22 protein-coding genes and 1 tRNA gene are annotated in these 25,604 nt (G+C 59.2%); 8 read left to right on the forward strand and 15 right to left on the reverse strand.

The genetic code is table 11. The features are described from left to right. Positions 1 to 9 precede the first annotated feature (9 nt). A complete protein-coding gene (locus tag ACIP1X_RS06580) occupies positions 10 to 1,500 on the forward strand; it encodes an MDR family MFS transporter (RefSeq protein ID WP_212550523.1) in 1,491 nt (496 codons plus the stop codon). Between the two features lie 114 nt (positions 1,501 to 1,614). On the opposite strand, the gene uvrB is transcribed toward ACIP1X_RS06580, so the two are convergent. Beyond that, positions 1,615 to 3,630: an excinuclease ABC subunit UvrB gene (uvrB, locus tag ACIP1X_RS06585; RefSeq protein WP_008083013.1), complete on the reverse strand. Its 2,016-nt coding sequence runs from the start codon at positions 3,628 to 3,630 to the stop codon at positions 1,615 to 1,617. 337 nt (positions 3,631 to 3,967) lie between these two features. Between uvrB and ACIP1X_RS06590 the strand changes: the two genes are divergently transcribed. Further along, a complete protein-coding gene (locus tag ACIP1X_RS06590; RefSeq protein ID WP_400750463.1) occupies positions 3,968 to 5,164 on the forward strand; it encodes an amino acid aminotransferase in 1,197 nt (398 codons plus the stop codon). Positions 5,165 to 5,392: 228 nt separating this feature from the next. Continuing rightward, positions 5,393 to 5,593, forward strand: coding sequence for a hypothetical protein (locus ACIP1X_RS06595; RefSeq protein WP_053118898.1), 201 nt, complete (start codon positions 5,393 to 5,395; stop codon positions 5,591 to 5,593). Here the strand turns inward: ACIP1X_RS06595 and ACIP1X_RS06600 are convergent. Next, a complete protein-coding gene (locus ACIP1X_RS06600) occupies positions 5,590 to 5,820 on the reverse strand; it encodes a hypothetical protein (protein ID WP_028624759.1) in 231 nt (76 codons plus the stop codon). The genes ACIP1X_RS06595 and ACIP1X_RS06600 overlap by 4 nt on opposite strands. Next, the gene (locus ACIP1X_RS06605) at positions 5,817 to 6,038 is read right to left on the reverse strand and encodes a hypothetical protein (RefSeq protein ID WP_212544444.1); all 222 of its coding nucleotides are present in this window, start codon (positions 6,036 to 6,038) and stop codon (positions 5,817 to 5,819) included. Before ACIP1X_RS06605 ends, ACIP1X_RS06600 begins: the two co-directional genes overlap by 4 nt. 10 nt (positions 6,039 to 6,048) lie before the next feature. On the opposite strand from ACIP1X_RS06605, the gene ACIP1X_RS06610 reads away from it, so the two are divergent. Next, a tRNA-Asn gene (locus tag ACIP1X_RS06610) sits at positions 6,049 to 6,124 on the forward strand. Between the two features lie 209 nt (positions 6,125 to 6,333). On the opposite strand, the gene ACIP1X_RS06615 is transcribed toward ACIP1X_RS06610, so the two are convergent. Further along, the gene (locus ACIP1X_RS06615; RefSeq protein ID WP_158834750.1) at positions 6,334 to 7,857 is read right to left on the reverse strand and encodes a nucleobase:cation symporter-2 family protein; all 1,524 of its coding nucleotides are present in this window, start codon (positions 7,855 to 7,857) and stop codon (positions 6,334 to 6,336) included. Between the two features lie 289 nt (positions 7,858 to 8,146). On the opposite strand from ACIP1X_RS06615, the gene ACIP1X_RS06620 reads away from it, so the two are divergent. Continuing rightward, the gene (locus ACIP1X_RS06620) at positions 8,147 to 8,467 is read left to right on the forward strand and encodes a BrnA antitoxin family protein (RefSeq protein WP_212550448.1); all 321 of its coding nucleotides are present in this window, start codon (positions 8,147 to 8,149) and stop codon (positions 8,465 to 8,467) included. On the opposite strand, the gene ACIP1X_RS06625 is transcribed toward ACIP1X_RS06620, so the two are convergent. Together ACIP1X_RS06625 and xth are read right to left on the reverse strand one after the other, a co-directional pair. Then, complete coding sequence (locus ACIP1X_RS06625) at positions 8,464 to 9,297, reverse strand: arylamine N-acetyltransferase (RefSeq protein WP_282356662.1); 834 nt, start codon at positions 9,295 to 9,297, stop codon at positions 8,464 to 8,466. The genes ACIP1X_RS06620 and ACIP1X_RS06625 overlap by 4 nt on opposite strands. Before the next feature lie 101 nt (positions 9,298 to 9,398). Beyond that, positions 9,399 to 10,193 carry an exodeoxyribonuclease III gene (xth, locus tag ACIP1X_RS06630; protein ID WP_400750468.1) on the reverse strand — a complete coding sequence of 265 codons (795 nt, stop codon included), beginning with the start codon at positions 10,191 to 10,193 and terminating at the stop codon, positions 9,399 to 9,401. A 129-nt stretch (positions 10,194 to 10,322) separates the two neighbouring features. Between xth and ACIP1X_RS06635 the strand changes: the two genes are divergently transcribed. Next, the gene (locus tag ACIP1X_RS06635; RefSeq protein ID WP_400750470.1) at positions 10,323 to 10,904 is read left to right on the forward strand and encodes a GNAT family N-acetyltransferase; all 582 of its coding nucleotides are present in this window, start codon (positions 10,323 to 10,325) and stop codon (positions 10,902 to 10,904) included. Between the two features lie 5 nt (positions 10,905 to 10,909). Here the strand turns inward: ACIP1X_RS06635 and ACIP1X_RS06640 are convergent, their stop codons facing one another. From ACIP1X_RS06640 to ACIP1X_RS06655, 4 genes are all read right to left on the reverse strand, one after another. Beyond that, positions 10,910 to 12,352: a mechanosensitive ion channel domain-containing protein gene (locus ACIP1X_RS06640; protein WP_400750472.1), complete on the reverse strand. Its 1,443-nt coding sequence runs from the start codon at positions 12,350 to 12,352 to the stop codon at positions 10,910 to 10,912. Between the two features lie 220 nt (positions 12,353 to 12,572). Continuing rightward, the gene (gene ycaC, locus ACIP1X_RS06645; protein WP_400750475.1) at positions 12,573 to 13,199 is read right to left on the reverse strand and encodes an isochorismate family cysteine hydrolase YcaC; all 627 of its coding nucleotides are present in this window, start codon (positions 13,197 to 13,199) and stop codon (positions 12,573 to 12,575) included. A gap of 56 nt (positions 13,200 to 13,255) precedes the next feature. Then, a complete protein-coding gene (locus tag ACIP1X_RS06650; protein WP_008084027.1) occupies positions 13,256 to 13,939 on the reverse strand; it encodes an isochorismatase family protein in 684 nt (227 codons plus the stop codon). 86 nt (positions 13,940 to 14,025) lie between these two features. Continuing rightward, entirely contained in the window at positions 14,026 to 14,892 is an 867-nt protein-coding gene (locus ACIP1X_RS06655) for a pirin family protein (protein WP_400750477.1), read from the reverse strand. 105 nt (positions 14,893 to 14,997) lie between these two features. Here ACIP1X_RS06655 and ACIP1X_RS06660 point away from each other — a divergent pair, with 105 nt between their 5' ends. Continuing rightward, a complete protein-coding gene (locus ACIP1X_RS06660) occupies positions 14,998 to 15,906 on the forward strand; it encodes a LysR substrate-binding domain-containing protein (RefSeq protein WP_400750479.1) in 909 nt (302 codons plus the stop codon). A gap of 245 nt (positions 15,907 to 16,151) precedes the next feature. Next, entirely contained in the window at positions 16,152 to 16,955 is an 804-nt protein-coding gene (gene dkgB / locus ACIP1X_RS06665) for a 2,5-didehydrogluconate reductase DkgB (protein WP_400750480.1), read from the forward strand. Between the two features lie 4 nt (positions 16,956 to 16,959). Here dkgB and ACIP1X_RS06670 read toward each other — a convergent pair whose 3' ends face one another. From ACIP1X_RS06670 to mgtA, 5 genes are all read right to left on the reverse strand, one after another. Next, positions 16,960 to 20,130, reverse strand: coding sequence for a transporter substrate-binding domain-containing protein (locus ACIP1X_RS06670; protein WP_400750481.1), 3,171 nt, complete (start codon positions 20,128 to 20,130; stop codon positions 16,960 to 16,962). A 58-nt stretch (positions 20,131 to 20,188) separates the two neighbouring features. Next, the gene (locus ACIP1X_RS06675) at positions 20,189 to 20,821 is read right to left on the reverse strand and encodes a response regulator (protein WP_400750484.1); all 633 of its coding nucleotides are present in this window, start codon (positions 20,819 to 20,821) and stop codon (positions 20,189 to 20,191) included. Positions 20,822 to 20,963: 142 nt separating this feature from the next. Then, positions 20,964 to 21,398 (reverse strand): chemotaxis protein CheY, encoded by a 435-nt coding sequence (locus ACIP1X_RS06680; RefSeq protein ID WP_400750487.1) that lies wholly within the window; start codon positions 21,396 to 21,398, stop codon positions 20,964 to 20,966. 148 nt (positions 21,399 to 21,546) lie between these two features. Further along, positions 21,547 to 22,263, reverse strand: a complete 717-nt coding sequence (locus tag ACIP1X_RS06685) for an MgtC/SapB family protein (RefSeq protein WP_007913384.1) — start codon at positions 22,261 to 22,263, stop codon at positions 21,547 to 21,549. A gap of 144 nt (positions 22,264 to 22,407) precedes the next feature. Beyond that, entirely contained in the window at positions 22,408 to 25,107 is a 2,700-nt protein-coding gene (gene mgtA, locus ACIP1X_RS06690; RefSeq protein ID WP_400750490.1) for a magnesium-translocating P-type ATPase, read from the reverse strand. Positions 25,108 to 25,604 lie beyond the last annotated feature (497 nt).

Genomic DNA, 25,604 nt, shown 5'->3' on the forward strand with positions numbered 1-25,604 from the left:
TGGATTGCGGTGATGAGCGTGATGCTCGGCGCCTTTATGGCGGTGCTCGACATCCAGATCACCAACTCTTCGCTCAAGGATATTCAGGGCGCGCTGTCGGCGACGCTGGAAGAAGGTTCGTGGATTTCCACCTCCTATCTGGTCGCGGAAATCATCATGATCCCGCTGACCGCGTGGCTGGTGCAGTTGCTCTCGGCGCGGCGATTAGCAGTTTGGGTGTCACTGGGCTTTCTGGTTTCATCGCTGCTGTGCTCGATGGCCTGGAGCCTGGAGAGCATGATCGTCTTTCGCGCCATGCAAGGCTTCACCGGCGGCGCACTGATCCCGCTGGCGTTCACCCTGACCCTGATCAAACTCCCCGAACACCACCGCGCCAAAGGCATGGCGATGTTCGCCATGACCGCGACGTTTGCGCCGTCGATCGGCCCGACGCTGGGCGGCTGGCTCACGGAAAACTGGGGCTGGGAATACATCTTCTATATCAACATCCCGCCGGGCCTGATCATGATCGCCGGGTTGATGTACGGTCTGGAGAAGAAAGAAGCACACTGGGAATTGCTCAAAAGCACCGACTACACCGGCATCCTCACGCTGGGCATCGGCCTCGGTTGCTTGCAGGTTTTTCTCGAGGAAGGCCATCGCAAGGACTGGCTGGAATCGAGCTTGATCGTGACGCTGGGCAGCATTGCGTTGGTGAGTTTGATCACCTTTGTCATCGTGCAGATTTCCAAACCCAATCCGCTGATCAACCTTGGCATTCTGCGTAATCGCAATTTCGGTTTATCGAGTATTTCCAGTCTGGGCATGGGTGTCGGGTTGTACGGCTCGATCTATTTGTTGCCGTTGTACCTGGCGCAGATCCAGAACTACAACGCCCTGCAGATCGGCGAAGTGATCATGTGGATGGGCGTGCCGCAGCTGTTTCTGATTCCGCTGGTACCGAAGCTGATGAAGATCATTTCGCCGAAATGGCTGTGCACGCTGGGGTTCGGCTTGTTTGGTCTGGCGAGTTTTTCATCGGGAGTGCTCAACCCGGATTTTGCCGGGCCGCAGTTCAATCAGATTCAGATTGTCCGGGCGCTGGGGCAGCCGTTGATCATGGTGACCATTTCCCTGATCGCCACGGCGTACATCCTGCCGCAGGACGCGGGGTCGGCGTCGAGTCTGTTCAACATTCTGCGCAACCTTGGCGGTGCGATTGGCATTGCCTTGCTGGCGACACTGCTGGATGCGCGCACCAAGACCTACTTCGATTATTTGCGCGAGGCGGTGGTGCCGACCAATCCGCAGGTGGCCGAGCGGTTGGCGTCGATGACGGATCGGTTTGGCAGTGACACGGCGGCGTTGGGCAAGTTGAGTGAGATCGTCCATCAGCAGGCGGCGATCATGGCTTACAACGATGCGTTTCACTTTGTCGGGATTGCGCTGGGGGTCAGCATGTTGGCGATTCTACTGACCAAAAAGCTCCCGGCGGGGCTAAAGGCCGGGGAATCCCACTAATACCGAGTTGCCGCCATTCGCGAGCAGGCTCGCTCCCACAGGGAATTTGTGAACGACACAGATCCAAGGTGGGAGCGAGCCTGCTCGCGAAGAGGCCCGGCCAGGCAATGAAGATCAAACAGCCAAAAGCCGCTCGCGCAGTTTGGCAATCTCATCGCGCATCTGCGCCGCCGCTTCAAACTCCAGATCCCGCGCCAGCTGATACATCTTCTCTTCCAGCGCGCGAATGCGTTTGGTGATCTCGCTCGGCGAACGCAATTCGGCTTCGTACTTGGCGTTTTCTTCGGCAGCCTTGGCCATGCCTTTGCGCTTCTTGCTGCGCGAGCCCGGCACGGTGGCGCCTTCCATGATGTCGGCAACATCCTTGAACACACCTTTAGGGGTGATGCCGTTTTCCAGGTTGAACGCGATCTGCTTGTCGCGACGACGTTCGGTTTCACCAATCGCCCGCTCCATCGAACCGGTCATGCGGTCGGCGTAGAGAATCGCCCGACCATTGAGGTTCCGCGCCGCGCGGCCAATGGTCTGGATCAGTGAACGCTCGGAACGCAGGAAACCTTCCTTGTCCGCATCGAGAATCGCTACCAGCGACACTTCCGGCATGTCCAGACCTTCACGCAGAAGGTTGATGCCGACCAGCACATCGAACGTACCAAGGCGCAGATCGCGGATGATTTCGACGCGCTCCACCGTGTCGATGTCCGAGTGCAAATAACGCACGCGCACGCCGTGATCGGCAAGGTAATCGGTGAGGTCTTCGGCCATGCGCTTGGTCAGCGTAGTGACCAGCACGCGCTCTTCGATCGCTACGCGCTTGGAGATTTCCGACAGCAGATCGTCGACCTGCGTCAGCGCCGGACGCACTTCAATCTGCGGATCGACCAGCCCGGTCGGACGCACCAGTTGCTCGACCACGCGCCCGGCGTGCTCGGCTTCGTAGTTGCCCGGCGTCGCCGAAACGAAAATGGTCTGCGGGCTCACCCCTTCCCACTCATCGAAACGCATCGGCCGGTTATCCAGTGCGGACGGTAGGCGGAAACCATATTCGACGAGGGTTTCCTTACGCGAACGGTCGCCCTTATACATCGCGCCAACCTGCGGCACGCTGACGTGGGATTCGTCGATCACCAGCAAGGCATCCGCCGGCAGATAATCATAAAGGGTTGGCGGCGCGGCACCGGCCGGACGTCCGGACAGATAGCGCGAGTAGTTTTCGATACCGTTGCAGTAACCCAGTTCGAGGATCATCTCCAGGTCGAAACGGGTGCGCTGTTCAAGGCGCTGAGCCTCGACCAGTTTGTTGTTGCTGCGCAGGTATTCGAGGCGTTCCTGCAATTCAACTTTGATGTGTTCGATGGCGTCGAGCAGGGTTTCCCGAGGCGTCACGTAGTGGCTCTTCGGATAGAAGGTGAAGCGCGGCATTTTGCGGATGACTTCGCCGGTCAGCGGATCGAACGCGGAAATGCTTTCGACCTCGTCATCGAACAACTCGATGCGGATCGCTTCCAGATCGGATTCCGCCGGGTAAATGTCGATCACGTCGCCGCGCACACGGAAGGTCGCGCGGGCGAAATCCATATCGTTGCGGGTGTATTGCAGATCGGCCAAACGGCGCAGCAGTGCGCGCTGATCGAGTTTGTCACCGCGATCGACGTGCAAGACCATTTTCAAATAGGTTTCCGGGCTACCGAGACCGTAGATGCACGATACCGTGGTGACGATGATCGCGTCTTTTCGCTCCAGCAACGCTTTGGTCGCGGACAGGCGCATCTGCTCGATGTGGTCGTTGATCGACGCATCCTTCTCGATGAAGGTGTCGGACGACGGCACATAGGCTTCGGGCTGGTAGTAGTCATAGTAGGAAACGAAGTATTCAACGGCGTTGTTCGGGAAGAACGCCTTGAACTCGCCGTATAACTGCGCGGCGAGGGTTTTGTTCGGCGCCAGCACCAGCGTCGGACGCTGAATCTGCGAGATGACATTGGCGATGCTGAAGGTCTTGCCCGAGCCGGTCACACCGAGCAGCGTCTGGTGCGCCAGCCCGGCTTCGATACCCTCGACCAATTGGCGGATGGCTTCCGGCTGGTCGCCGGCGGGCTCAAAGCGAGTGACGAGCTGGAATTCGGACATATACACCTCTGGGATCGCGGCGTTCCGCGCAAAGCGGAGCACCACGGGGACAACCGCAAACGACCGGTGTCGCGCAAGAAAAAACCTGGATTGTGCTCAATGTGGTGGCGATTGCCTCTGCTTTCAAGGCAAACGTCCTACATCCGGTAAAGTCTCTGACACGGCCAATCGACTAACGGTCAAGAAATAATCGCAAAAACTTACCTGAAAAGCCGAATCGCCTGTCGCCATTGCTCGCAAATGGCCTCTATACTAGCTCCCCGTTTGTGCACCGCTCTAGTGCATTCGGCTGGAGCGCCACACGTCCCTCCACTATCCATTCAGAGCCGCCGTAATAATGAGCCTGTTCTCCGCTGTCGAAATGGCACCCCGCGATCCAATCCTGGGCCTCAACGAAGCATTCAACGCCGATACCCGGACCACCAAGGTCAACCTGGGCGTTGGCGTTTACTGCAACGAAGAGGGGCGAATTCCACTTCTGCGCGCCGTTATTGAAGCCGAGACGATTCGCGTCGCTCAACACGCTTCGCGCGGTTACCTGCCGATCGATGGCATCGCTGCCTACGACCAGGCCGTGCAGAAACTGCTGTTCGGCAATGACTCGCCGCTGATCAGCGCCGGTCGCGTCATCACCACTCAGGCCGTCGGCGGTACTGGCGCCCTGAAAATCGGTGCTGACTTCCTCAAGCAACTGCTGCCGAACGCCGTCGTGGCGATCAGCGACCCGAGCTGGGAAAACCACCGCGCGCTGTTCGAAACCGCCGGTTTCCCGGTGCAGAACTACCGTTACTACGACGCTGCCACCCACGACGTTAACCGTGCCGGCATGCTCGAAGACCTCAACGCCCTGCCGAACGGCTCGATCGTTATCCTCCACGCTTGCTGCCACAACCCGACCGGCGTCGACCTGACCCCGGCGGACTGGAGCAACGTGCTGGAAGTGGTTAAAGCCAAAGGTCACGTGCCGTTCCTCGACATGGCGTACCAGGGTTTTGGCGACGGTATCGACGAAGACGCCGCCGCTGTGCGCCTGTTCGCTGAATCCGGCCTGACTTTCTTCGTCTCGAGCTCGTTCTCCAAGTCGTTCTCGCTGTACGGCGAGCGCGTTGGCGCACTGTCGATCATCAGCGAATCGAAAGAAGAAAGCGCGCGCGTGCTGTCGCAAGTCAAACGCGTGATCCGCACCAACTACTCCAACCCGCCGACCCACGGTGCAAGCATCGTCGCTGCGGTGTTGAACAGCCCGGAACTGCGTGCACAGTGGGAAGCGGAACTGGCGGAAATGCGTCAGCGCATTCGCGGCATGCGTGAGCAGATGGTTGCCCTGCTGGCCGAGAAAGCCCCGGGCCGCGACTTCAGCTTTGTGGGTCGTCAGCGCGGCATGTTCTCCTACTCGGGCCTGACCACTGAACAAGTGCATCGCCTGCGAAACGAGTTCGGCATTTACGCACTGGATACCGGCCGTATCTGTGTGGCCGCGCTGAACCAGAGCAACATCAAGGCTGTAACGGACGCGATCGTTCAGGTCATCTGATAACGCTGCGTGATGAAAAACGGGAAGCCTTGGGGCTTCCCGTTTTTTATTTGTCCGAAGGAATGCAACATTCCCTCTAAACTGCACACAAATCCAAATTGTAGGAGCAAAGCTTGCTCGCGATAGCGGTGGTTCAGCCAGTGATGATGGCGACTGACCAGACGCCTTCGCGAGCAAGCTCTGCTCCTACAGGTTATGAGTCAACCTGCGAATTCTGCGAGAAACCAAATGAAAAACGACAACCTGCGCGCCGACCGTGACGATCTGGATGATTTCATCCCCCGCGCCTCGGCCAAACGCGAAAAAAGCCTGGTGCTGCAAGTGGCGGCCGGGGTGTTTCTTGGCGGTCTGGTGCTGTGGCTGGTGCAACTGGCAGCCACGGCGGCTTACGCCAAACTGATGCTCGGCACCATTACCTTCGGCAGTTAAGCCAATTCGGTGGCGCGCTGACTGGCGGCATCGTCATACGCGACGTACAGCGATTCGGCGATCTGGCTCTTGATCGCCTTGGCGCTTTCCAGACCGAGGACAAAACCTTCGGCTTTGCCGCCAGCGCGATTCAGTTCTTCAGCGGTGCCGGCCTGAGTGATCGCATCGAGGAGTTTTTCGGCGTGAGGGCCGACGCCTTTCGGCAGGCTGATTTGCGCGATGCTCATGCGAACACCTCGCTGTTGCGGGACTGACAGATCATGTGATGCATGGCGCGTACCTTTTCGGCGGATGGCCGGTAGCGCGTGTTACCACTTCCGGGCGGCCATGGTAGACCTCTGGCGAGAATCTGGTAACCGCCAATCGCTGACAAACCACCATTCATCCCGGCAAATCGTTCAATTTCACAATCGGCGCTTGACTTCTCTTTTTGAATCAGTAACATACGCACCAATTCCGCAATAGCTCAGTTGGTAGAGCAAATGACTGTTAATCATTGGGTCCCTGGTTCGAGTCCAGGTTGTGGAGCCAAATAGCAAAGCCCCTGAATCGAAAGATTCAGGGGCTTTTTTGTGGGCGTTCGAAAAGATCAAAAGATCAAAAGATCGCAGCCTTCGGCAGCTCCTACAGGGGATAGGTGTTTTCATGTAGGAGCTGCCGAAGGCTGCGATCTTTTGATCTTCAAACAAAAAGGGCCGATCTGATTAACAGATCGGCCCTTTTCCATTCAGCTACAGCGGTCAGACATGCTCGCTGCTTTTCACCTGCACTTTCGGCGCGCCATGGCCGTGGTCGTGATCATCCGGCTCGATCACCGGCACTTCATTGCCGTCGCAATCATGCAGTTTGCCGTCGCTGAAGTAATCGCCTTCGCGCAGCGCATCCAGATCGCGATAACGCAGAGTCCGCTCTTCCGCCGCCGCAAACACCGACTGTTGATCGGAGTTGCCGGTGGTGAAATGGTTGAACGCCAGGTTCAGCAGGATCGCCATGATCGCCGACGAGCTGATGCCCGAGTGGAAAATGGTCGCAAACCAGCTTGGGAAGTGATCGTAGAAGTTCGGCGCGGCGATCGGGATCATGCCGAAACCGATCGAGGTGGCGACGATGATCAGGTTGACGTTGTTGCGATAATCAACCTTCGACAGCGTACGAATACCACTCGCTGCCACAGTGCCGAACAGCACGATACCGGCGCCGCCGAGTACCGAAGTCGGTACCGCTGCGATAACCCGACCCATGAACGGCAGCAAGCCAAGGATCACCAGGAACACGCCGCCGGTGGCCACTACATAACGGCTCTTGATCCCGGTGACCGCCACCAGACCAACGTTCTGGGCGAAAGCGCTCTGGGTGAACGAACCGAAGATCGGCGCAAACATACTCGACAGCATGTCCGCACGCAGACCGTTGCCCAGACGCTTGGAGTCGACCTTGGTGCCGATGATTTCACCGACCGCCAGAATGTCCGCCGAGGTTTCCACCAGCGTCACCATGACCACGATGCACATCGACAGGATCGCAGCGAAGTGGAAGGTCGGCATGCCGAAGTGGAACGGCGTCGGGAAGCCGAACATCGGCCCGGTGGTGACGTTGGAGAAATCCGCCATACCGAGGAACACCGCCAATATCGTACCGATCACCATGGCCAACAGGATCGACAGACGCGAGATGGTAGAGCTGCCGACTTTGCTCAGCAGCAACACCAGCACCAGCGTCACTGCCGCCAGACCGATGTTTTGCATGCTGCCGAAGTCCGGCGCGTGGCTGTTGCCGCCCATCGCCCAGCGTGCGGCCACCGGCATCAGCGTCAAGCCGATGGTGGTGATCACGATACCGGTGACCAATGGCGGGAAGAACTTGGTGATGCGCGAGAACACCGGCGTGATCAGCAAGCCGATCAGCGATGCCGCAATGACGGCGCCAAGCACCGACTGGAAGCCGCCCTCCCCGCCACTGCTGACGATTGCGACCATGGTCGCCACGCCGGAGAACGACACGCCCTGTACCAGCGGCAACTGACAGCCAAAAAACGGTAGACCCAGGGTTTGCAGCAGCGTCGCCAGCCCCCCCGCAAACAATGAAGCAGCAATCAACAAACCAATGTCTGCCGGCGACAGGCCGGCCGCCTGGCCGATGATCAGTGGCACCGCAACGATACCGCCGTACATGGTCAGAACATGTTGCAGGCCGTAAGCCATATTCGCGCCGACCCCGAGATTTTCGTCCTCGGGCCGTTGGTGTGAAACATGGGGCGTTTTCATGGTGGGGGGTTCCCTGGTTTTTGTTATGCGCACACTGTATTCAATACTCAGGACAAATGTCCATAGAGTTGTATACAACTTGTCAGTCACAAAATGGATAGGTAGCCATCCAAGCTTCTAGTCCGCGCCTCGCAACACCTACAAATCCGGCAACACATCCCTGCCTGCATCTGCGCCAACGCCCACTAGGCTGAAGTGTTCATGGCGACCGACGGTGCGGTCGCGGTCTTTTTTATGCATATTAAATATGCATAATGATTTTGAGTATTTTGTTAAAGAGATTTAACCAATGAAAGACGAATATGACTTCTCCCAAGGCAAACGCGGCGCTGTGGCGTCGACCAAGGGCAAAACCCGGATCACCATCATGCTCGACGATGCCGTCATCGACGCCGCACGCACGGTGGCGGAGAACGAGGGGTTTGGTTATCAGACGGTGATCAACAACACGCTGCGCCATGCCTTGCTCGATGCCGAAAAGCACGACCAGGACGATCCGCTGCAATTCAGCAAAGGCATTACCGCCGCCGACCTCAAGAGTCTTGAGAAAAAATTGTCGGCAGCGGCCGGGGAAATTCGCCGGGTGCTGGAACCGGATGCCAAGCCTTAGGCTTTGGCCGGTACGATCATTCGTTCGAGGGAATGCCGTGTATGCGGCACGTCCGGCAGGTGAATGCCGAATTCCTGCTCCAGCAGTTCGATCAATGCCGCCACCTCGGTGATTTCGCGCCGCTCGCTGCTCGCGCCCATGCGATGAAGGGCGAAACTGCCGTTGTTCAATGTTTTGCGCCAGCCATCACCGGTACGCGCCGCCATCAGGCGCTGAGTAAACGGTGAGTCGGGGTGGGCCGAGACATACCAGTTGCCGATGGTGAAATCGATGTCTTCCTGGCGCTGTAGATCAAACAGATACATCGGCCGCCACTCGCCGGCGACGTTGGCTTGCAGCATGTAGCCATCGGCTTGTTTGTCGATGCGATAGGGTTCGTGCGGGGTGATTTGTTCTGCCTCGGTATCGAGAAGCAGCGGCGCGGTCGGCACCATGCCGCCGAAACCGACGTCGGTGATGTAGCGCACACCGTCCAGCGTGACCAGACTCAAGCGGTGCGTGCGCGCCGTCCAGCTGCCTTCCGGCTGATTCATCACCACACGGCCGCTGATGGCGCGAGCGTCGAAGCCCAGCTCAAGCAGCAGGGTGAAGAACAGATTATTCAGCTCATAGCAGTAGCCACCGCGACCGCCGAGCAGGATTTTTTCTTCAATGGACGGCAAATCGATCAGCACCGGTGCGCCAGTAATCGTCGCCAGATTCTCGAAAGGAAAGACCCCGGTGTGGCGCCATTGCAGCAGCCGCAAGTTTTCCAGCGTCGGCGCTGGCGGTGCATCAAAACCCAGGCGTTGCAGGTACAGCTTCAGGTTCGTCAGGCGTGGCTCGCTCATTGCTCAATCCTTTTGCATGGGGCCGCAGTTCACTGCGTTGATGGTCGCCATGTATACGGGATCAGCCACTGAGTTCGACAATTGATTTCGCCAATCGCCTGCTAGCGCTTTTTGCGTGAGCCGATGCGAATCCACGTTGGCGCATGGTCACTGGCGTGCGGTTCATTGCGCACCCACGCGTCTACGCCGGCCTCGTGCAGATACGGATTTAATGCCGGGTTGAGCAGCAGATGATCGATGCGCAAACCGGAATTGGTTTGCCAGTGTTGGCGGAAGTAATCCCAGAAAGTGTAGAGGCGATCCTCGGGATACAGATGCCGCAGCGAATCCGTCCAGCCTTGATCGAGCAAACGCTGATAACACTCGCGGCTCTCGGGTTGCAGCAGCGCGTCCTTGAGCCATGAGCGGGTGTTGTAGATGTCCATGTCGGAGGGCACGACGTTGTAATCACCGGCCAGCACCACCGGGTGATCGCTGCTTTGCAGGTCTTTCGCATAGCTGATCAACCGTTCGAACCACGCCAGTTTGTAATCGAATTTCGGCCCCGGCTGCGGATTGCCGTTAGGCAGGTACAGGCAACCGACCAGCACGCCGTGCACCGCCGCTTCCAGATAACGGCTGTGCTTGTCGTCGGGATCGCCCGGTAAACCGCGACGGCTCTCCAGCGGCTGCGCATCTCGGGCAAGAATCGCCACACCATTCCACGCCGCCTGACCTTGCCAGATCGCCCCGTAACCGGCGGCTTCCAGCTCGGCGGCGGGGAATGCCGAATCGACCGATTTGAGTTCTTGCAAGCAGGCGATGTCGGGTTGCTCGCGTTTGAGCCAGTCCAGCAGATTCGGCAAACGCGCGCGTAAACCGTTGACGTTGTAGGTGGCGATCCGCAGGTTTTTCATCGGCTGAGGCTCCTGCCCGTGGGCTGTGAAAATTGTGACCGCGTGAACATCGCAGCGGTTGCATCGGATCCGTCCGCTGCGGCGTAATAGGCGCTCGCCCTTCGCCCGCTCTGCCGAGACCTGAATCCCATGCCAACCACGCTGCAAGGCCAGCGCATCCTTCTGCGCCCGCTTGAGTACTCCGATGCCGCCGCCCTGCTCCATGCGGCTGCCGACGGCGAATTGTGGAACCTCACCGTGACCGTTGTGCCGTCGGCCAGCACCGTCGACAGCTATCTGAAAAAGGCCCTCGACGGCCGCGAGGCCGGCACGGTGATGCCGTTTGTCATTGTGTTGAAGGACACCGGCGAGGTGATCGGCTCAACACGTTTCTGGAAGATCGATCCGATCAATCGCAAGCTGGAAATCGGCAGCAGCTGGATCTCGGCGAGCTGGCAGAAATCCTTCGTCAACACCGAAGCCAAATACCTGATGCTGGGCCACGCCTTCGAAGTGCTGGATTGCGTGCGTGTGCAGTTCACCACCGACGAGAACAATCAGAAATCACGCCAGGCGATCCTGCGTCTCGGCGCGCAGCAGGAAGGTATCGTCCGTCATGAACGGATCATGCCGGACGGGCGCAAACGCAACTCGGTGCGTTTCAGCATCATCGACGACGAATGGCCGCAAGTGCGCGCGCACCTGGAACAGAAACTCGCCGCCTACGCGTAAAACATTCAGGCGCGACTGCGCAGCCATTGCAGGAAGCCTTTTTTCGCCACCACCACCGGCGCTTCCTCGGTCAGCGATTGCGCCTTGTGCAGGCGATAATCGAGCAAGGTTTTCATCGCATCGCTGATATCGTGGCGAGCGTCGAGACACGGCTTCAGGTAAGTCTTTTCGATGCGATAAAGGGCGCAGAAGGTTTTCGCGGCAAACTTGGCCGGCACCGAGGAATCGGAAAGGATGCCCGCCTCGCCGATCACTTCGCCCGGGCCCATGCGCCCTGACTCGAACGGCGTGCCGTGGCGGGTCAGCGTCACTGTGACCACGCCCGACTCGATGATGAACAAGTGATCGCTGACCTCCCCCGCCTCCAGGATCGTCTCGCCAGTGCGGAAATTTTGCAGGGTCATGTTCTGGCTGAAGGTTTCTTTCTCTTCCTGACGCAGCGTCGAGAAGATCGGCGAACTGTCGAGCAATGCCCGTGGCCGCGACAGGTTGGCCGGCGCACCGGTTTCATTGCTCGACAGCAAACTCACCCCGGACGCCTGCAAGTGCCGGTACGCCAGATCAAACAGCTGATTGCGCACCACGCGTTTCTCGCCCATCGACGCGACGAAACCGCTGATCTCGTAATCCGCGCCACTGCTGCCGGAGCTTTTCAGCGCGACACTCGGCGCCGGGTTGTCGAGCAATTGCCGACAGCCCTGCATCGCCCGCTCCAGCGATTCGATCACTGAACTGGGCCGCGCATGCGGGCTGACCTGCACGCTGACCGCGACGCCGAACATATTGCTCGGCCGACTGAAGTTGATGATCTTCGCCTTGGCTGCCAGCGAGTTGGGTATCACCGCCATGCTGCCCTGACTGGTTTGCAGGCGCGTGGCACGCCAATCGATATCGGTGACCCGACCTTCGGTGCCGTCGATGGAAATCCAGTCATCCAGTTGATAAGGCTTGGTGGTGTTGAGGACGATCCCGGAGAACACATCGCTGAGCGTGCTCTGCAGGGCCAGGCCGACGATGATCGCCAAGGCGCCGGACGTCGCCAGCACGCCTTTGACCGGCAGATCCAGCACGTAGGCCAGCGCCGCGATAATCGCGATAAGGAAAATTACGGCGCCGAGCAAATCCTGCAACAACCGCCCGGTGTGGCCGACCCGTTGCATCATCACCGCGCCGATCAACACCGTCAGGGTGCGCGCGCCAAACAGCCACCAGCCAATCTGCAACCCGGTCGCCGCCAGGTGCAGCGGCACGTTGTCGACCCACGGCGCGGGCTCCATCGGGTTGAGGCCTTCGTTGAACAGCAAGATGCTGAACAGGGTAAAAATCAGCACGCGCACCAGCAGTTTCCACTCGCTGCCACGGGAACTGATCAGGCGCCACAGACCGAGATCAAGGAGGATCAGGACCAACGCGCAAAACAACGGATGTTCGGTCAGCAGAGACAGCATCAAACAACTCCGACGGGGGCCAATCGCGAGAAGATCGCACAGATTGGGGAGAGTGTAGGAGCAATTGATTTCACAGCATGAACACACCCGCAAAAAACCCACAAAACCCTGTAGGAGCCGAGCTTGCTCGCGAAGGCGGTGGGTCAGCCAATCCAGCTTTGACTGGTCTACCGCTTTCGCGAGCAAGCTCGGCTCCTACAAGGTTTGCGGGTGGCGCGGGTTATTTATCGTTGGTCAGGCTGTTATAGCTGGTGAACAGGTTGCGGTAGTCCGGGATGTGGTTGGAGAACAGCGTGCCCAGCCCTTCAACGTCGTTGCGCCAGTCGCGGTGCAGCTCGCAGGCCAGACCGAACCAGGTCATCAACTGCGCACCCGCGCTGGACATACGATTCCACGCCGATTCGCGGGTCAATTCGTTGAACGTGCCCGAGGCATCGGTGACCACGAACACATCAAAACCTTCCTCTATCGCCGACAGCGCCGGGAACGCCACGCAGACCTCGGTCACCACGCCAGCAATGATCAGTTGCTTCTTGCCCGTCGCCTTGATCGCCTTGACGAAATCTTCGTTATCCCAAGCGTTGATCTGGCCTGGACGAGCGATGTACGGCGCATCCGGAAACAGCGCTTTCAACTCAGGCACCAGCGGGCCGTTGGGGCCGGTTTCGAAACTGGTGGTGAGGATTGTCGGCAGTTTGAAGTACTTGGCCAGATCGGCCAGCGCCAGCACGTTGTTCTTGAATTTGTCCGGATCGATATCGCGCACCAGCGACAGCAGCCCGGCCTGGTGATCGACCAGCAGCACCGCAGCGTTGTTCTTGTCCAGACGTTTGTATTGAGTGGTCATTGCAGTAATCCTCGCGGGGTGTAGAGGCCGACGGGGGCCGGCCTCAGGAGACTCGATCAGCGCTGGGAATCCAGCACTTCGTGTTCGTTCGCGACTTGCTGAGCCTTGAGGTAGCTCTCGATCAGCAATTGATAATGCGGCATGGCCTGGGCGTAGACGGCCGCCCACTGCTCGGCATCGGGACGGTTCCACGAGCCTTGCAGCTCGGAAAGCGTAGCCATGATGTCGATCGGCACCACCCCGGCCTGGGCCAAACGGGCAACTGTCAGATCAGTGGCCAGTTTGGAGTGATTACCGGACGCATCGACCACGGCAAAGACCTTGTAGCCTTCGTGCACGGCAGCGATGGACGGGAACGCCAGGCAGACGCTGGTTAGCGTGCCGGCGATCACCAACGTTTTCTTGCCAGTGGCTTTGACTGCCGCGTGAAACTCCGGGTTATCCCACGCGTTGATTTCGCCCTTGCGCGCCACGTATTGCGCATGCGGCGCGGCTTCGTGAATTTCCGGAATCAACGGCCCGTTCGGCCCTTGCGGCACGGAGGCGGTGGTGATCACCGGCATCTTCAGCAGGGTCGCCGCTTTCGCCAGCGCTACGGCGTTGGCGCGCAGTTGCGGCACGTCCATGTCCTTGACGATCTGGAACAGACCGCTCTGGTGGTCGATCAGCAGCATGGCTGCGTCGCTGGCATCGATGGTCGGTTTCTGGCCGTCGAAGTTCGCGGCATTGACAGTGTTCATGTGCGTGTCCTCTTTTCTTTAGGCAACAGCCATCCCTGGCCTTCGAACCGGCCTACGCGTCCTGTGTAGAGCGGAGTGGTTGTGCGTTAAGCGTGCATCTGGCCGAAGCGGCCGGACTGGAAGTCGGCGAAGGCCTGGTGGATTTCCTGCTCGGTGTTCATCACGAACGGGCCGTGGCCGACGATCGGTTCGTCGATCGGTTCGCCGCTGAGCAACAACACCACCGCGTCTTGGCTGGCTTCGAGGGTCAGCTGCTTGCCATCACGTTCGAACAGCGCCAACTGCCCTTCGCGCACCGATTCCACACCGTTGACCTGCACCGAGCCTTTCAATACCACCAGCGCGGTGTTGCGGCCTTCGTGCAGATCCAGCGTCAGCAACTTGCCGGCGTTCAGACGCAGATCCCACACGTCGATTGGCGTGAACGTGCGCGACGGGCCGGTGTGGCCATCGAACTCACCGGCGATCAGGCGCAGGCTGCCGGCGTTGTCCTTGAGCGCGATGCTCGGGATGTCGCTGTCGAGAATAGTCTGGTAGCCCGGCGCGGCCATTTTGTCCTTGGCCGGCAGGTTGACCCACAGCTGCACCATTTCCAGTTTGCCGCCGGTTTTGGCGAAGTCATCCGAGTGAAACTCCTCGTGGAGGATCCCGGACGCCGCCGTCATCCATTGCACATCGCCCGGGCCGATGACGCCGCCACTACCGGTCGAATCGCGGTGCTGCACTTCACCGTCATAAACGATAGTCACCGTTTCGAAACCACGGTGCGGATGCTGACCAACGCCACGACGTTCGGTCGTCGGCGTGAAATCGGCAGGGCCGGCGTGATCGAGCAGCAGGAACGGGCTGATGTGTTTGCCCAGGTTGTCGTAGGAAAACAGCGTGCGAACCGGGAAACCATCGCCGACCCAATGGCCGCGTGGGCTGGTGTAGATACCGATGATGTTTTTCATGGTTGTCTCCAATTGGGGTGAGTGATGCGATGGATTAAGCTTAAATCCATGACCATTAATGCACTAGACTGCAAAAATCAGCCTTAGCGTTCTATCTGGAGAACGATGGTGGAAGACCTCAACACCCTTTACTACTTCACCCAAGTAGTCGAACACCATGGATTCGCCGCCGCCGGGCGTGCGCTGGACATGCCCAAATCGAAGCTCAGCCGGCGCATTGCCGAGCTGGAAGAACGCCTCGGCGTACGCCTGCTGCACCGCACCAGCCGCCATTGTTCGCTGACTGAAATCGGCCAGGCTTATTACCAGCGTTGTCTGGCCATGCGCATCGAAGCCGAAAGCGCCGCCGAACTGATCGAACGCAACCGCTCCGAGCCGCAAGGGCTGGTGCGCCTGAGTTGCCCGACGGCGCTGCTCAACTCGTGGGTCGGGCCGATGCTCACGCGCTACATGCTCAAGTATCCGCTGGTTGAGTTGTTCATCGAGAGCACCAATCGTCGCGTCGACCTGATTCACGAAGGTTTCGATATCGCTCTGCGCGTGCGCTTTCCGCCACTGGAAAACACCGACATGGTGATGAAGGTGCTGGGCAACAGCATGCAATCGGTGGTGGGCAGTCCGCAGTTTGTTGAACGCCTGTCGTCACCGCCCTCGCCCGCTGACCTCAACGGTTTGCCGAGCCTGCATTGGGGCGCGGCGCAGCGTGAGTATCAGTGGGAATTGCTCGGGCCGAATGGCAACACGGCGCTGATCCGGCACACGCCGCGCATGGTTACTGATGATTTGATTGCGTTACGTCAGGCAGTGATTGCCGGGGTCGGCGTGGCGCATTTGCCGAGTGTGGTGGTGCGCGAGGACATTGCCGCCGGGCGCGTGGTGGAGTTGATTCCGGGGTGGGCACCGAAGTGTGGGGTGGTGCATGCGATCTTTCCGTCGCGGCGGGGGTTGTTGCCGTCGGTGCGGACGTTGATTGATTTTCTCGGCGAGGAATTTGCGCGTAGCGACATTGCGTGAATCGGCGGAGCGCGCTTCGCGAGCAAGCTCGCTCCCACAGGGATTTATGTTGGTAATGAATGTTGTGTACACCCCCAAATCCTGTGGGAGCGAGCTTGCTCGCGAAGAGGCCAGTCCAGACAACACAAAACTCAAATGTGATTCATGACTTCTGCTCAACACTGCTTTGCCCCGGCAGCGGTTTTTCTCAAGGATGCACACGCGGATACTCGACCCCATCCCCACTGCATCCCTTGGAGTCCTTCATGTCTGTTCCCGCTTTCGGCCTCGGTACCTTTCGCCTGCAAGGCCAGGTGGTCATTGACTCGGTGAGCACCGCCCTCGAACTCGGTTACCGCGTCATCGACACCGCGCAAATTTATGAAAACGAAGCCGACGTCGGCCAAGCCATCGCCGCCAGCGGCATCCCCCGCGAAGACCTGTTCATCACCAGCAAAATTTGGATCGCCAACTTCGCCAAAGATCGCCTGATCGACAGCCTCAAAGAGAGCCTGCAAAAACTGCAAACTGACTACCTCGACCTGACGCTGATCCACTGGCCATCGCCGGAAGACCAAGTGCCCGTCGAAGAATTCATGGGCGCTCTGCTGGAAGCCAAACGTCTGGGCCTGACCCGGCAGATCGGCGTGTCCAACTTCACCATCGACCTGATGAAGCAAGCCATCAAAGCCGTCGGCGCCGACAATATCGCCACCAACCAGATCGAACTGCACCCGTACCTGCAAAACCGCGCGGTGGCTGAGTTCGCCAAACGCCAGGGCATTCACATCACCTCGTACATGACCCTCGCTTACGGCGAAGTCTTGAAGGATCCGGTGATCGAGCAGATCGCTGCACGCCTGCAAGCCACTCCGGCACAAGTCACGCTGGCCTGGGCCATGCAATCGGGTTACGCGGTGATTCCGTCGTCGACCAAGCGCGCCAACCTGCAAAGCAACCTCGGCGCCACCGCCCTCAAGCTGAACGATGCCGACATGGCGCAAATCGCCACGCTGGATCGTGGCCACCGTCTAACCAGTCCGAAAGGCATTGCGCCAATCTGGGACTGATCGCTCAGGCCTGAAGCCGTTGCGCGAGACCTTGCATGGCCTCGCGCAATGCACTGGCGCTCACGCCTAGCGTTGCGCTTTCAGCATCGCGGCAGGCGTGTTCGAGGTCGGTACACGCCGACACCACGCGCGCGGCGCCGACCATTTGTGCACCGCCCTTGATGTGATGGGCCAGATCGCGCAACCCGCCACGGTCAGGTGTTTGCAACAGATCGTCGAGGCGCAGCAAATCGGCGTGCAGGCTGTTCAGTACTTCTATACGCAGGTGTGCGATGAGGGCGCGGTTATTCCCCGCCAACTGCTCCAGTGCGCTGAGGTCGAACTCAGCCAGCGGCGGATTCTCTGATCGCTCGATACCTGGCTCAATGTGGCTGGCACCGCTCAACGCCACACTCAGATCGTGCAAACGAATCGGTTTGAACAGGCAATCGTCCATGCCCGCTGCGAGGCAACGGGCTCTTTCCTCGACCAGCGCATTGGCCGTAAAACCAATAATCAAACGTCGACCGACACCTGCGAGCGCTTCGTCCTGACGAATCGCGCGCGCCAGTTCATAACCGCTGCGCCGGGGCATGTTGCAGTCGGTGATGAGCACGTCAAAAGGTTGCTCGCGCCACAGTTTCAAGCCCTGCTCGCCGTCTTCAGTGTCGACCGTCCGGTGCCCCAACTCACTGAGTTGCCAACACAGCAACAAGCGGTTCACCGGGTGATCGTCCACCACCAGAATGCTCAGCGATTGCACGGGTTCGGAGGCGATTGGCGTGGGCGCATGGTTTTGTTCGAGCGCTTCCAGCAACGCCACCTCAAGGCGAACGGTGACTCGCGTGCCGACGCCGGGTTTGCTCTCGAGTTGCAACTCGCCGCCCATCATTTCGCACAGGCTGCGACTGATGACCAAGCCCAACCCCGAACCACTGCGCGCCGCATGCGGGTCATTGCCGGCCTGCACAAATGGACTGAACAAACGCTGCCTGTCTTCAGGGCTGATGCCAATGCCGCTGTCTTCGATAATCACGCAGACCGCCAGTTGTCCGGCCTCCAAAGCATTCACGCGCAGTTGCAAACTCACTTCGCCGGTCTCGGTGAACTTGATCGCATTGCTTAGCAGATTGGACAGCACCTGCTTGAACCGCGTCGGATCAATCAGCACATCAACGTCGCTGCCAGCCTCTAGATCAAGGTGCCAGAGCAAGCGTTTCTGTCGCGCCAACCCTTCAAACACTCGGCACACCGACCCCACCAGCTCACGCAGGTTCGCGCGTTCGGGCGCCAGCGACAAATGCCCCGATTCAATCCGCGCAATATCAAGAATGTCGCCAATCAGCGCCAGCAATTGCTGCCCGGCACTGGATGCGACCTGAATCGCCAAGCGATCAGTCACGCCCTCCTCCGCACGTTTCAGCGCCAGTTCAAGCATGCCGATCAAGGCGTTCATCGGCGTGCGGATTTCATGACTCATGGTCGCCAGAAACGTGGTTTTCGCGCGATTGGCATCGTCGGCCACGTCCTTGGCCTCCTGCAATTGCTGCAACCATTGCTGACGTTGACGGATCTGCCGGCGCTGAAAACCGATCCACGCCAGCGCCAATAACAGCAACACCGCCGCACCGATAAAGCCGCGCAGAATTTCCCCGCGATGACGCAGCCAATAGCTGTCATCGACCACCATGTCATGGCTCCAGCGGCCGACCAGTTCATCGATTTCCTGCGGTGCGATGCTCAGCAATGCCTTGTTCAGAATCGACTGAAGCTCAGCCGCCTGCGGCACCGTAGCCAAGGCGATTCTGGCGGGTTGATCACCGACTGTGGTGACAATGCGCACGCGCTCACGGTAATGACGGGCGATCAGATAACGCGCCACCAGCAACGAACTCAGGGTCGCGTCTGCCTGGCCTTTACCGATCATGTCCATGCCCGCCGCCGGGCTGGGCACCTCGACCAACTTCACTTGCGGTGCATGCTCGAGCAAATACCCACGCAACGGATGCCCGCGATAAATCGCCAGGCGTTTGCCGGCCAGATCATCGAGGCTGCGCGGGCTGTCCACACCTGCTGCCGTGACCAGCACGAACGGATTGCTCAGATACGCTCGGGTAAAGCGCAATTCGGCTTCACGCTCGCTGCTCGGCGTCACCACTGGCAGCACATCGAGTTCGCCAGCCTTGAGTTGCTCGATCTGTTTATCCAGCGATCGTCCGCGCACCACCTCGAACGTCAGGCCGCTGCGCTGACTGATCAGATTCAACAACGGCGCCGCGAGCCCGCTGAGGCGACCCTTGGAATCAAAAAACGACAGCGGCGCAAAATCATCGATAACGCCGACCCGCACAAGCGGATGCTGGTCGAGCCAGCGCTGTTCTTTAGCACTAAGGCGTACTTGCGACTGCTCGGCCATTTCCGCGCGCCCGGCGCTCCAGCGTTGCTCGATGATCTGCCGTTGATGCAGGGGAATCGCGGCCAGTGCCTTGTCGATGATTCGCTTCAATCGCGCATCCGTGCGGCGCAGCGCGAAGCCGAACGGGTTGGCATCCAGCCCGGACGGCCCGGCCAGTTGCACGTCGTTGCGGTAATTGGTGTTGATCAGGTAGTTGGCGCTGATGACGTCGCCGAGGTACGAATCGTCCCTGCCGAACGCCACGGCGCCGAGCGCGTCCATGGCCGAGTGGTAAAGCTGAATATGCGTCTGTGGATAAAAGCCCTGCACGGTCGCCAGTGGCAAATAATCTTCGGCCATGGCCAGGCGTTTGCCGACAAGATCGGCCAGCGGCGCTTCTCCGAGCCGGGTCACCAGCATCGGCTGATCTTCGGCGTATGCGCGAGACAGCACCAGTTCAGGGTCAGCCAGTTCAAAATTGTTCGAGGTGCCGAGTACATCCAGCTCGCCCCGTTTGAGCGCGGTAATGGCCGCTTCCCGATTGGCGTAACGCAGCACTTCGACACGCATATTCAGCAGTTGCGCGAGCAGATCAGCGTAATCGGCGCTGAGCCCTTCCAGTTGATGGTGGTTGCGGGTCAATTCGAACGGCGGGTAGTCCGGCCCGGAAATGCCCATGCGCAATACAGGGTGCTGGCGCAGCCATTGCCGGTCGGTGCCGTCGAGCCGTACTTGAACATTCTCCAGCCGGGTTCGCGTGAGGATCTCCAGCGTCGTGGGCGCGGTCTCGGCCGATGCCATTAGCCCCCACGCCGACAACAGGATTAGAACCCAGCGGCCTATGCGCATCTGCGGCCTCTCAGATCAGGTGATTACGCTTGGCGAAGTCACGTAAGCGAACGGCAGAGCCGACGTCGAGTTTTGTCATCAAGCGGGTTTTGTAGGTGCTGACAGTCTTGTGGCTCAGGTGCATGTCTTCGGCGATGGCTTTGTTGGTTTGGCCCTGTGCGAGTTTTACGCAGATGCTCAGTTCGCGGTCCGAGAGCTGGTCAATCTGCTGTTTCTCGGTAAGTTGCAGGTTGTTTGAGGGCCTGAATTGATCGGGAAGTGCCTTGAAATAGGTGTATCCGGCCCGCAACGCCTGAATCGCTTTATGCAACTGTTCCAGCTGATTGGTCTTGGGTACAAACGCCATGGCGCCGGCGCGCAGGCACCGATCCTGATAAAAACGCGCATCTCGCGATGTGAAGACCAGCACCCGGCAGTCGAGATTGTTAGCCTTGATCCTTGCCAGTACTTCAAGTCCATCCAGGCCGGGCAAATTAAGGTCGAGTATCACCAGATCCGGCTGGTGCTGGCGAATCATCGCCAGCACCTCAAGACCGCTTGAGGTTTCCTGTACTTCATTGAAACCTTCACTTTTCAGCACAATTTTGATGGCCGCGCACACCACCGGATGATCGTCGACGATCAGCGCTGATTCCGACTTCATGAACACTCCCGATAGCCAGACATGACAATGGCGCCCCGCTGTCGTGTTGAGCGGACAGGGTGGCTGCGCAAAGACTGTTGCACGGGAACGACGGCGAATCTACCTGTCAGGTCTGACAGTTGCGGCCATTGAATATTTGTGTCTAAGCCTGACGCTTCAACGCTGGAACACGCATCAAGTCAGCGCAGGCTCCAGGTTTTGGCGCATCGGCCAGCGCCGCCAACTGCTCGATCATTCGCGCATTCGGCAGCACGCAATGGCTGATCTGCACATTATCCTGCGCAAAACCCGGAATCGCCCCTGATGGCACAGTAGGTTCGTTGTAGATCAAGGCGTGGCGAACATGCGGGTTATCGAGGAAAAACCCCAGCAGATCCAGTGAGCCAGCGGCCATTTCAGCGTTGATCACCACGACATCAAAGGGTTCGCAGCCGTAATCGACCAGGGTCAGCAGGTCGACCAGGCTCTGCACCGGAGCCACGCGGTAGTAGCCGAGGCCATTGAATGCACGCTCGATTTTCATGCGGTGAAAATGTTGCGGATCGGCGATCAGAATGCGCAGGGCTTTGTTGTTCATCGTAAACCTCACGGGTTAAACGGCTTCAAATGAATGCAAGCCTACGGAGGCCAAACGGAAGATTCTGTAGGACGGGTCCTAAAAAGACTGGCGGTAATTCCTTGATTCACGCGCTCGGCCACGCCAGGCCGGCGCCAACAAAGTGCCGCTATTCGGTGGTACTCGGACTCCAGAACGCCTGCACCACCAACGCTGACGTCGAGATCCGCGCGACCAGTGCATCCAGCTCATCGCCGTCCACCGACGTTGTCGCCAATGTCGCTTCGATCTCGATTTCGTCCGCACCGAAGGCATGCACGTCGACATCACTGGCCGGGTAATTACTGCGTTCCAGTTCAGCTTCGAGTAAAGCGAACACCGCCGTTTGCTGCGAACGCCGGGCGATAACGTAGACGATGTTGGTGACTTCCGCCGACACCACGTCCAGCGGCTGGCGGTTGATGTTGTTGACGATCGGCCGCAGCAAGGTATTCGCAGCGAGGATAAACAGCGTGCCGAGCACGGCTTCGGCGAGCAGGTCGGCGCCGGCGCAGGCGCCCACTGCCGCAGACGTCCACAGGGTGGCGGCGGTGTTGAGGCCGCGCACGTTGCCCTCTTCACGCATGATCACCCCGGCGCCGAGAAAACCGATGCCGGAGACCACGTAAGCGACCACACGCACCGCGCCTTCAGCGCCGGCGAGACGGTTGGCCATGTCGACGAAAATCGCTGCGCCGACGGCGACCAGCACGTTGGTGCGCAGGCCGGCGGTGCGTTGCCGGTACTGGCGTTCGAAGCCGATCAGGCCACCGAGGATGAACGCGGCGCTGAGGCTGACGAGGGTGTCTAGCAGTGAATCGAGGTTGAGGTTGTTGATGGCTTGCATCGTCATCTCCCTGAATACACACAAATCCCCCCTGTGGGAGCGAGCCTGCTCGCGAAAGCGGTGTGTCAGCCAACATGCATGGCACTGACATGACGCCTTCGCGAGCAGGCTCGCTCCCACAGGGGAACGGTGTTGGTGTTGCTGTTATTGCCAGCCGAAGCGGCGGATGTAGAAGCCTTTCACCGCTTGGGTCAGCGCCATGTACGCCAGCAGGATCACCGGCAGGAACACGAAGTACAGCGACGGCAGCGCCTGCAATTTGAAGTAGTGCGCCAGCGGCCCCATCGGCAGGAAGATGCCGACCGCCATGATGATTCCGGTCATCACCAGCAGCGGCGTGGCGGCACGGCTTTGCAGGAACGGAATCTTTGGCGTGCGGATCATGTGCACGATCAGCGTCTGGGTCAGCAACCCGACCACGAACCAGCCGGACTGGAACAGCGTCTGGTGATCCGGGGTGTTGGCATCGAAGACGTACCACATCAAGGCGAACGTGGTGATGTCAAAGATCGAGCTGATCGGGCCGAAAAACAGCATGAAGCGCCCGACGTCGCCCGGCTGCCAGCGTTGTGGTTTTTTGAGCATTTCCTCGTCGACGTTATCGAACGGAATGGCGATCTGCGAAATGTCGTAGAGCAGGTTCTGCACCAACAGGTGCATCGGCAGCATTGGCAGGAACGGAATAAACGCACTGGCGACCAGCACCGAGAACACGTTGCCGAAGTTGGAGCTGGCGGTCATCTTGATGTACTTGAGCATGTTGGCGAAGGTGCGCCGCCCTTCGAGCACGCCCTCCTCCAGCACCATCAGGCTCTTTTCCAGCAAGATGATGTCGGCCGCTTCTTTGGCGATGTCCACCGCGCTGTCCACGGAAATACCGATGTCGGCGGTGCGCAGGGCTGGCGCGTCGTTGATGCCGTCGCCCATGAAACCGACCACGTGGCCGTTGCCTTTAAGGATGCGCACGATGCGCTCCTTGTGCGACGGCGTCAGTTTGGCAAAGACATTGGTGGTCTCTACGGCCACCGCCAGTTCGGCATCGCTCATGCGTTCAACGTCGTTGCCCAGCAGCAAGCCTTGTTGCGCGAGGCCGACTTCACGGCAGATCTTCGCAGTCACCAGTTCGTTGTCGCCGGTCAGCACTTTCACTGCCACGCCATGTTCGGCCAAGGCTTTCAGCGCTGGTGCAGTGCTTTCCTTCGGTGGATCGAGGAACGCCACGTAACCAATCAGCGTCAGTTCTTGCTCATCGGCCAGGCTGTAAATTTCGCGACCTTCGGGCATCGAGCGAGCGGCCACGGCCACCACGCGCAAGCCTTCAGCGTTGAATGCTGCGGTGACCTGACGAATCTTGGTCAGCAATTCATCGCTCAAGGCTTCATCGACCTCGCCGTGACGCACGCGGCTGCACACCGCCAGCACTTCTTCCACCGCGCCTTTGCAGATCAGCTGATGCGGCTGGCCGCGCCCTTCGACCACCACCGACATGCGCCGACGATTGAAGTCGAACGGGATCTCATCGACCTTGCGAAACGCTGTGCCGACTTTCAGTTCGCGGTGGATTTCCACGTGTTCCAGCACCGCGACATCCAGCAGGTTTTTCAGGCCGGTCTGGTAGTAGCTGTTGAGGTAGGCCATTTCCAGCACGTCATCGGAATCGGCGCCCCAGACGTCGACATTACGCGCGAGGAAGATCTTGTCCTGCGTCAGCGTGCCGGTCTTGTCGGTGCACAGCACGTCCATCGCGCCGAAGTTCTGGATCGCATCGAGGCGTTTGACGATGACTTTTTTCCGTGACAGAAACACCGCGCCTTTGGCCAGCGTCGAGGTAACGATCATCGGCAGCATTTCCGGGGTCAGGCCGACAGCAATCGACAGCGCGAACAGCAGTGCTTCCGTCCAGTCACCCTTGGTGAAACCGTTGATGAACAGCACCAGCGGCGCCATGACGAACATGAAACGGATCAACAGCCAGCTGACTTTGTTGACGCCTTGCTGGAACGAAGTGACCGCGCGATCGGTTGCGCCAACACGTTGGGCCAGCGCACCGAAATAGGTGCTGTTGCCGGTGGTGAGAATCACCGCCACCGCAGTGCCGGACACCACGTTGGTGCCCATGAACAGGATGTTGTCCAGCTCCAGCGGATTGCGCGTGTCGCGATCAGCCTGACGCGGAAACTTCTCCACCGGCATCGATTCGCCGGTCATTGCAGCTTGGCTGACGAACAGATCCTTGGCGCTGAGCACGCGGCAATCGGCAGGAATCATGTCACCGGCCGAAAGCACGATCAGATCGCCCGGCACCAGTTGTTTGATCGGCAATTCGCTGCGTGGCGCGTCACGGCGCATCACGGTGGCGGTGTTGCTGACCATGGCTTTGAGTGCGTCGGCGGCCTGGTTGGATTTGCTTTCCTGCCAGAAGCGCAGCAGCGTCGACAGCACCACCATGGAGAAAATCACCACGGCTGCCTTGAGGTCTTCGGTCAGCCACGAGATCACCGCCAACAGGGTCAGCAGCAGGTTGAACGGGTTTTTGTAGCAGTGCCACAGGTGAATCCACCATGGCAGCGGCTGCTCGTGTTCGACTTCGTTGAGGCCATATTGCGCACGCAGCGCATCGACTTCGAAATCGGTGAGGCCATCGGAATGCGTGCCCAATGACGACAGCAGCACACCGCTGTCGCAATGCGCGGCATCGACCAGAGTGTTGGCCAGAGTGGGTGGGACTTCACGGCTGACCGTGGTGTCGTTGATCGATTCCAGCAACGCCAGGCGACGAAAGTGCCGGGCGATGTGGCGAGTGCGCAGGAAGCCTGCGAAAAATTCCTTGAGCGTAAGTTTCATGGCTGTTGCCCCTGTGGTCAGCCGGGAAACCGTCAAGCAGGTACGGCCGCGCCTCGTCCGCCGGAAAAACCGGCACGGCAAGGCTTGGCGCGCCGGTCAGAAAAGACAGGCGTGTCGATAGGGCTGCGATCACGACAATAAAGTCGAAACCACGCTCTGTTCAGCGTCGATGAGAAGGACGTCTAGCCATGGCCCAGGACGGGACATGCACGGGATGCCGCTGCTCGCTTTTACGGCGAGACAACGACAGAGAAAGTCTGCGCGTTATCTTGCCGAGAATCTGCCGGTTACCGAGACCGGCCGACAACTGTCACTCGAACAAGTACCCACTGTGGGTCTCCGCTATTGATGAAAACGCGCGAAGCTTACGCCCCGATGATTGGAGAGTAAACCCGCAAAAGGCAGTGCGTTGGGGAATGTGGGGGATGTTCAGGAAGGGTTCAGGATGATCGTTCCCACGCTCTGCGTGGGAATGCAGCCCGGGACGCTCCGCGTCC

The organism is Pseudomonas sp. NPDC088885 (genome assembly GCF_044750025.1).
Classification (GTDB): Bacteria; Pseudomonadota; Gammaproteobacteria; order Pseudomonadales; family Pseudomonadaceae; genus Aquipseudomonas; species Aquipseudomonas rustica.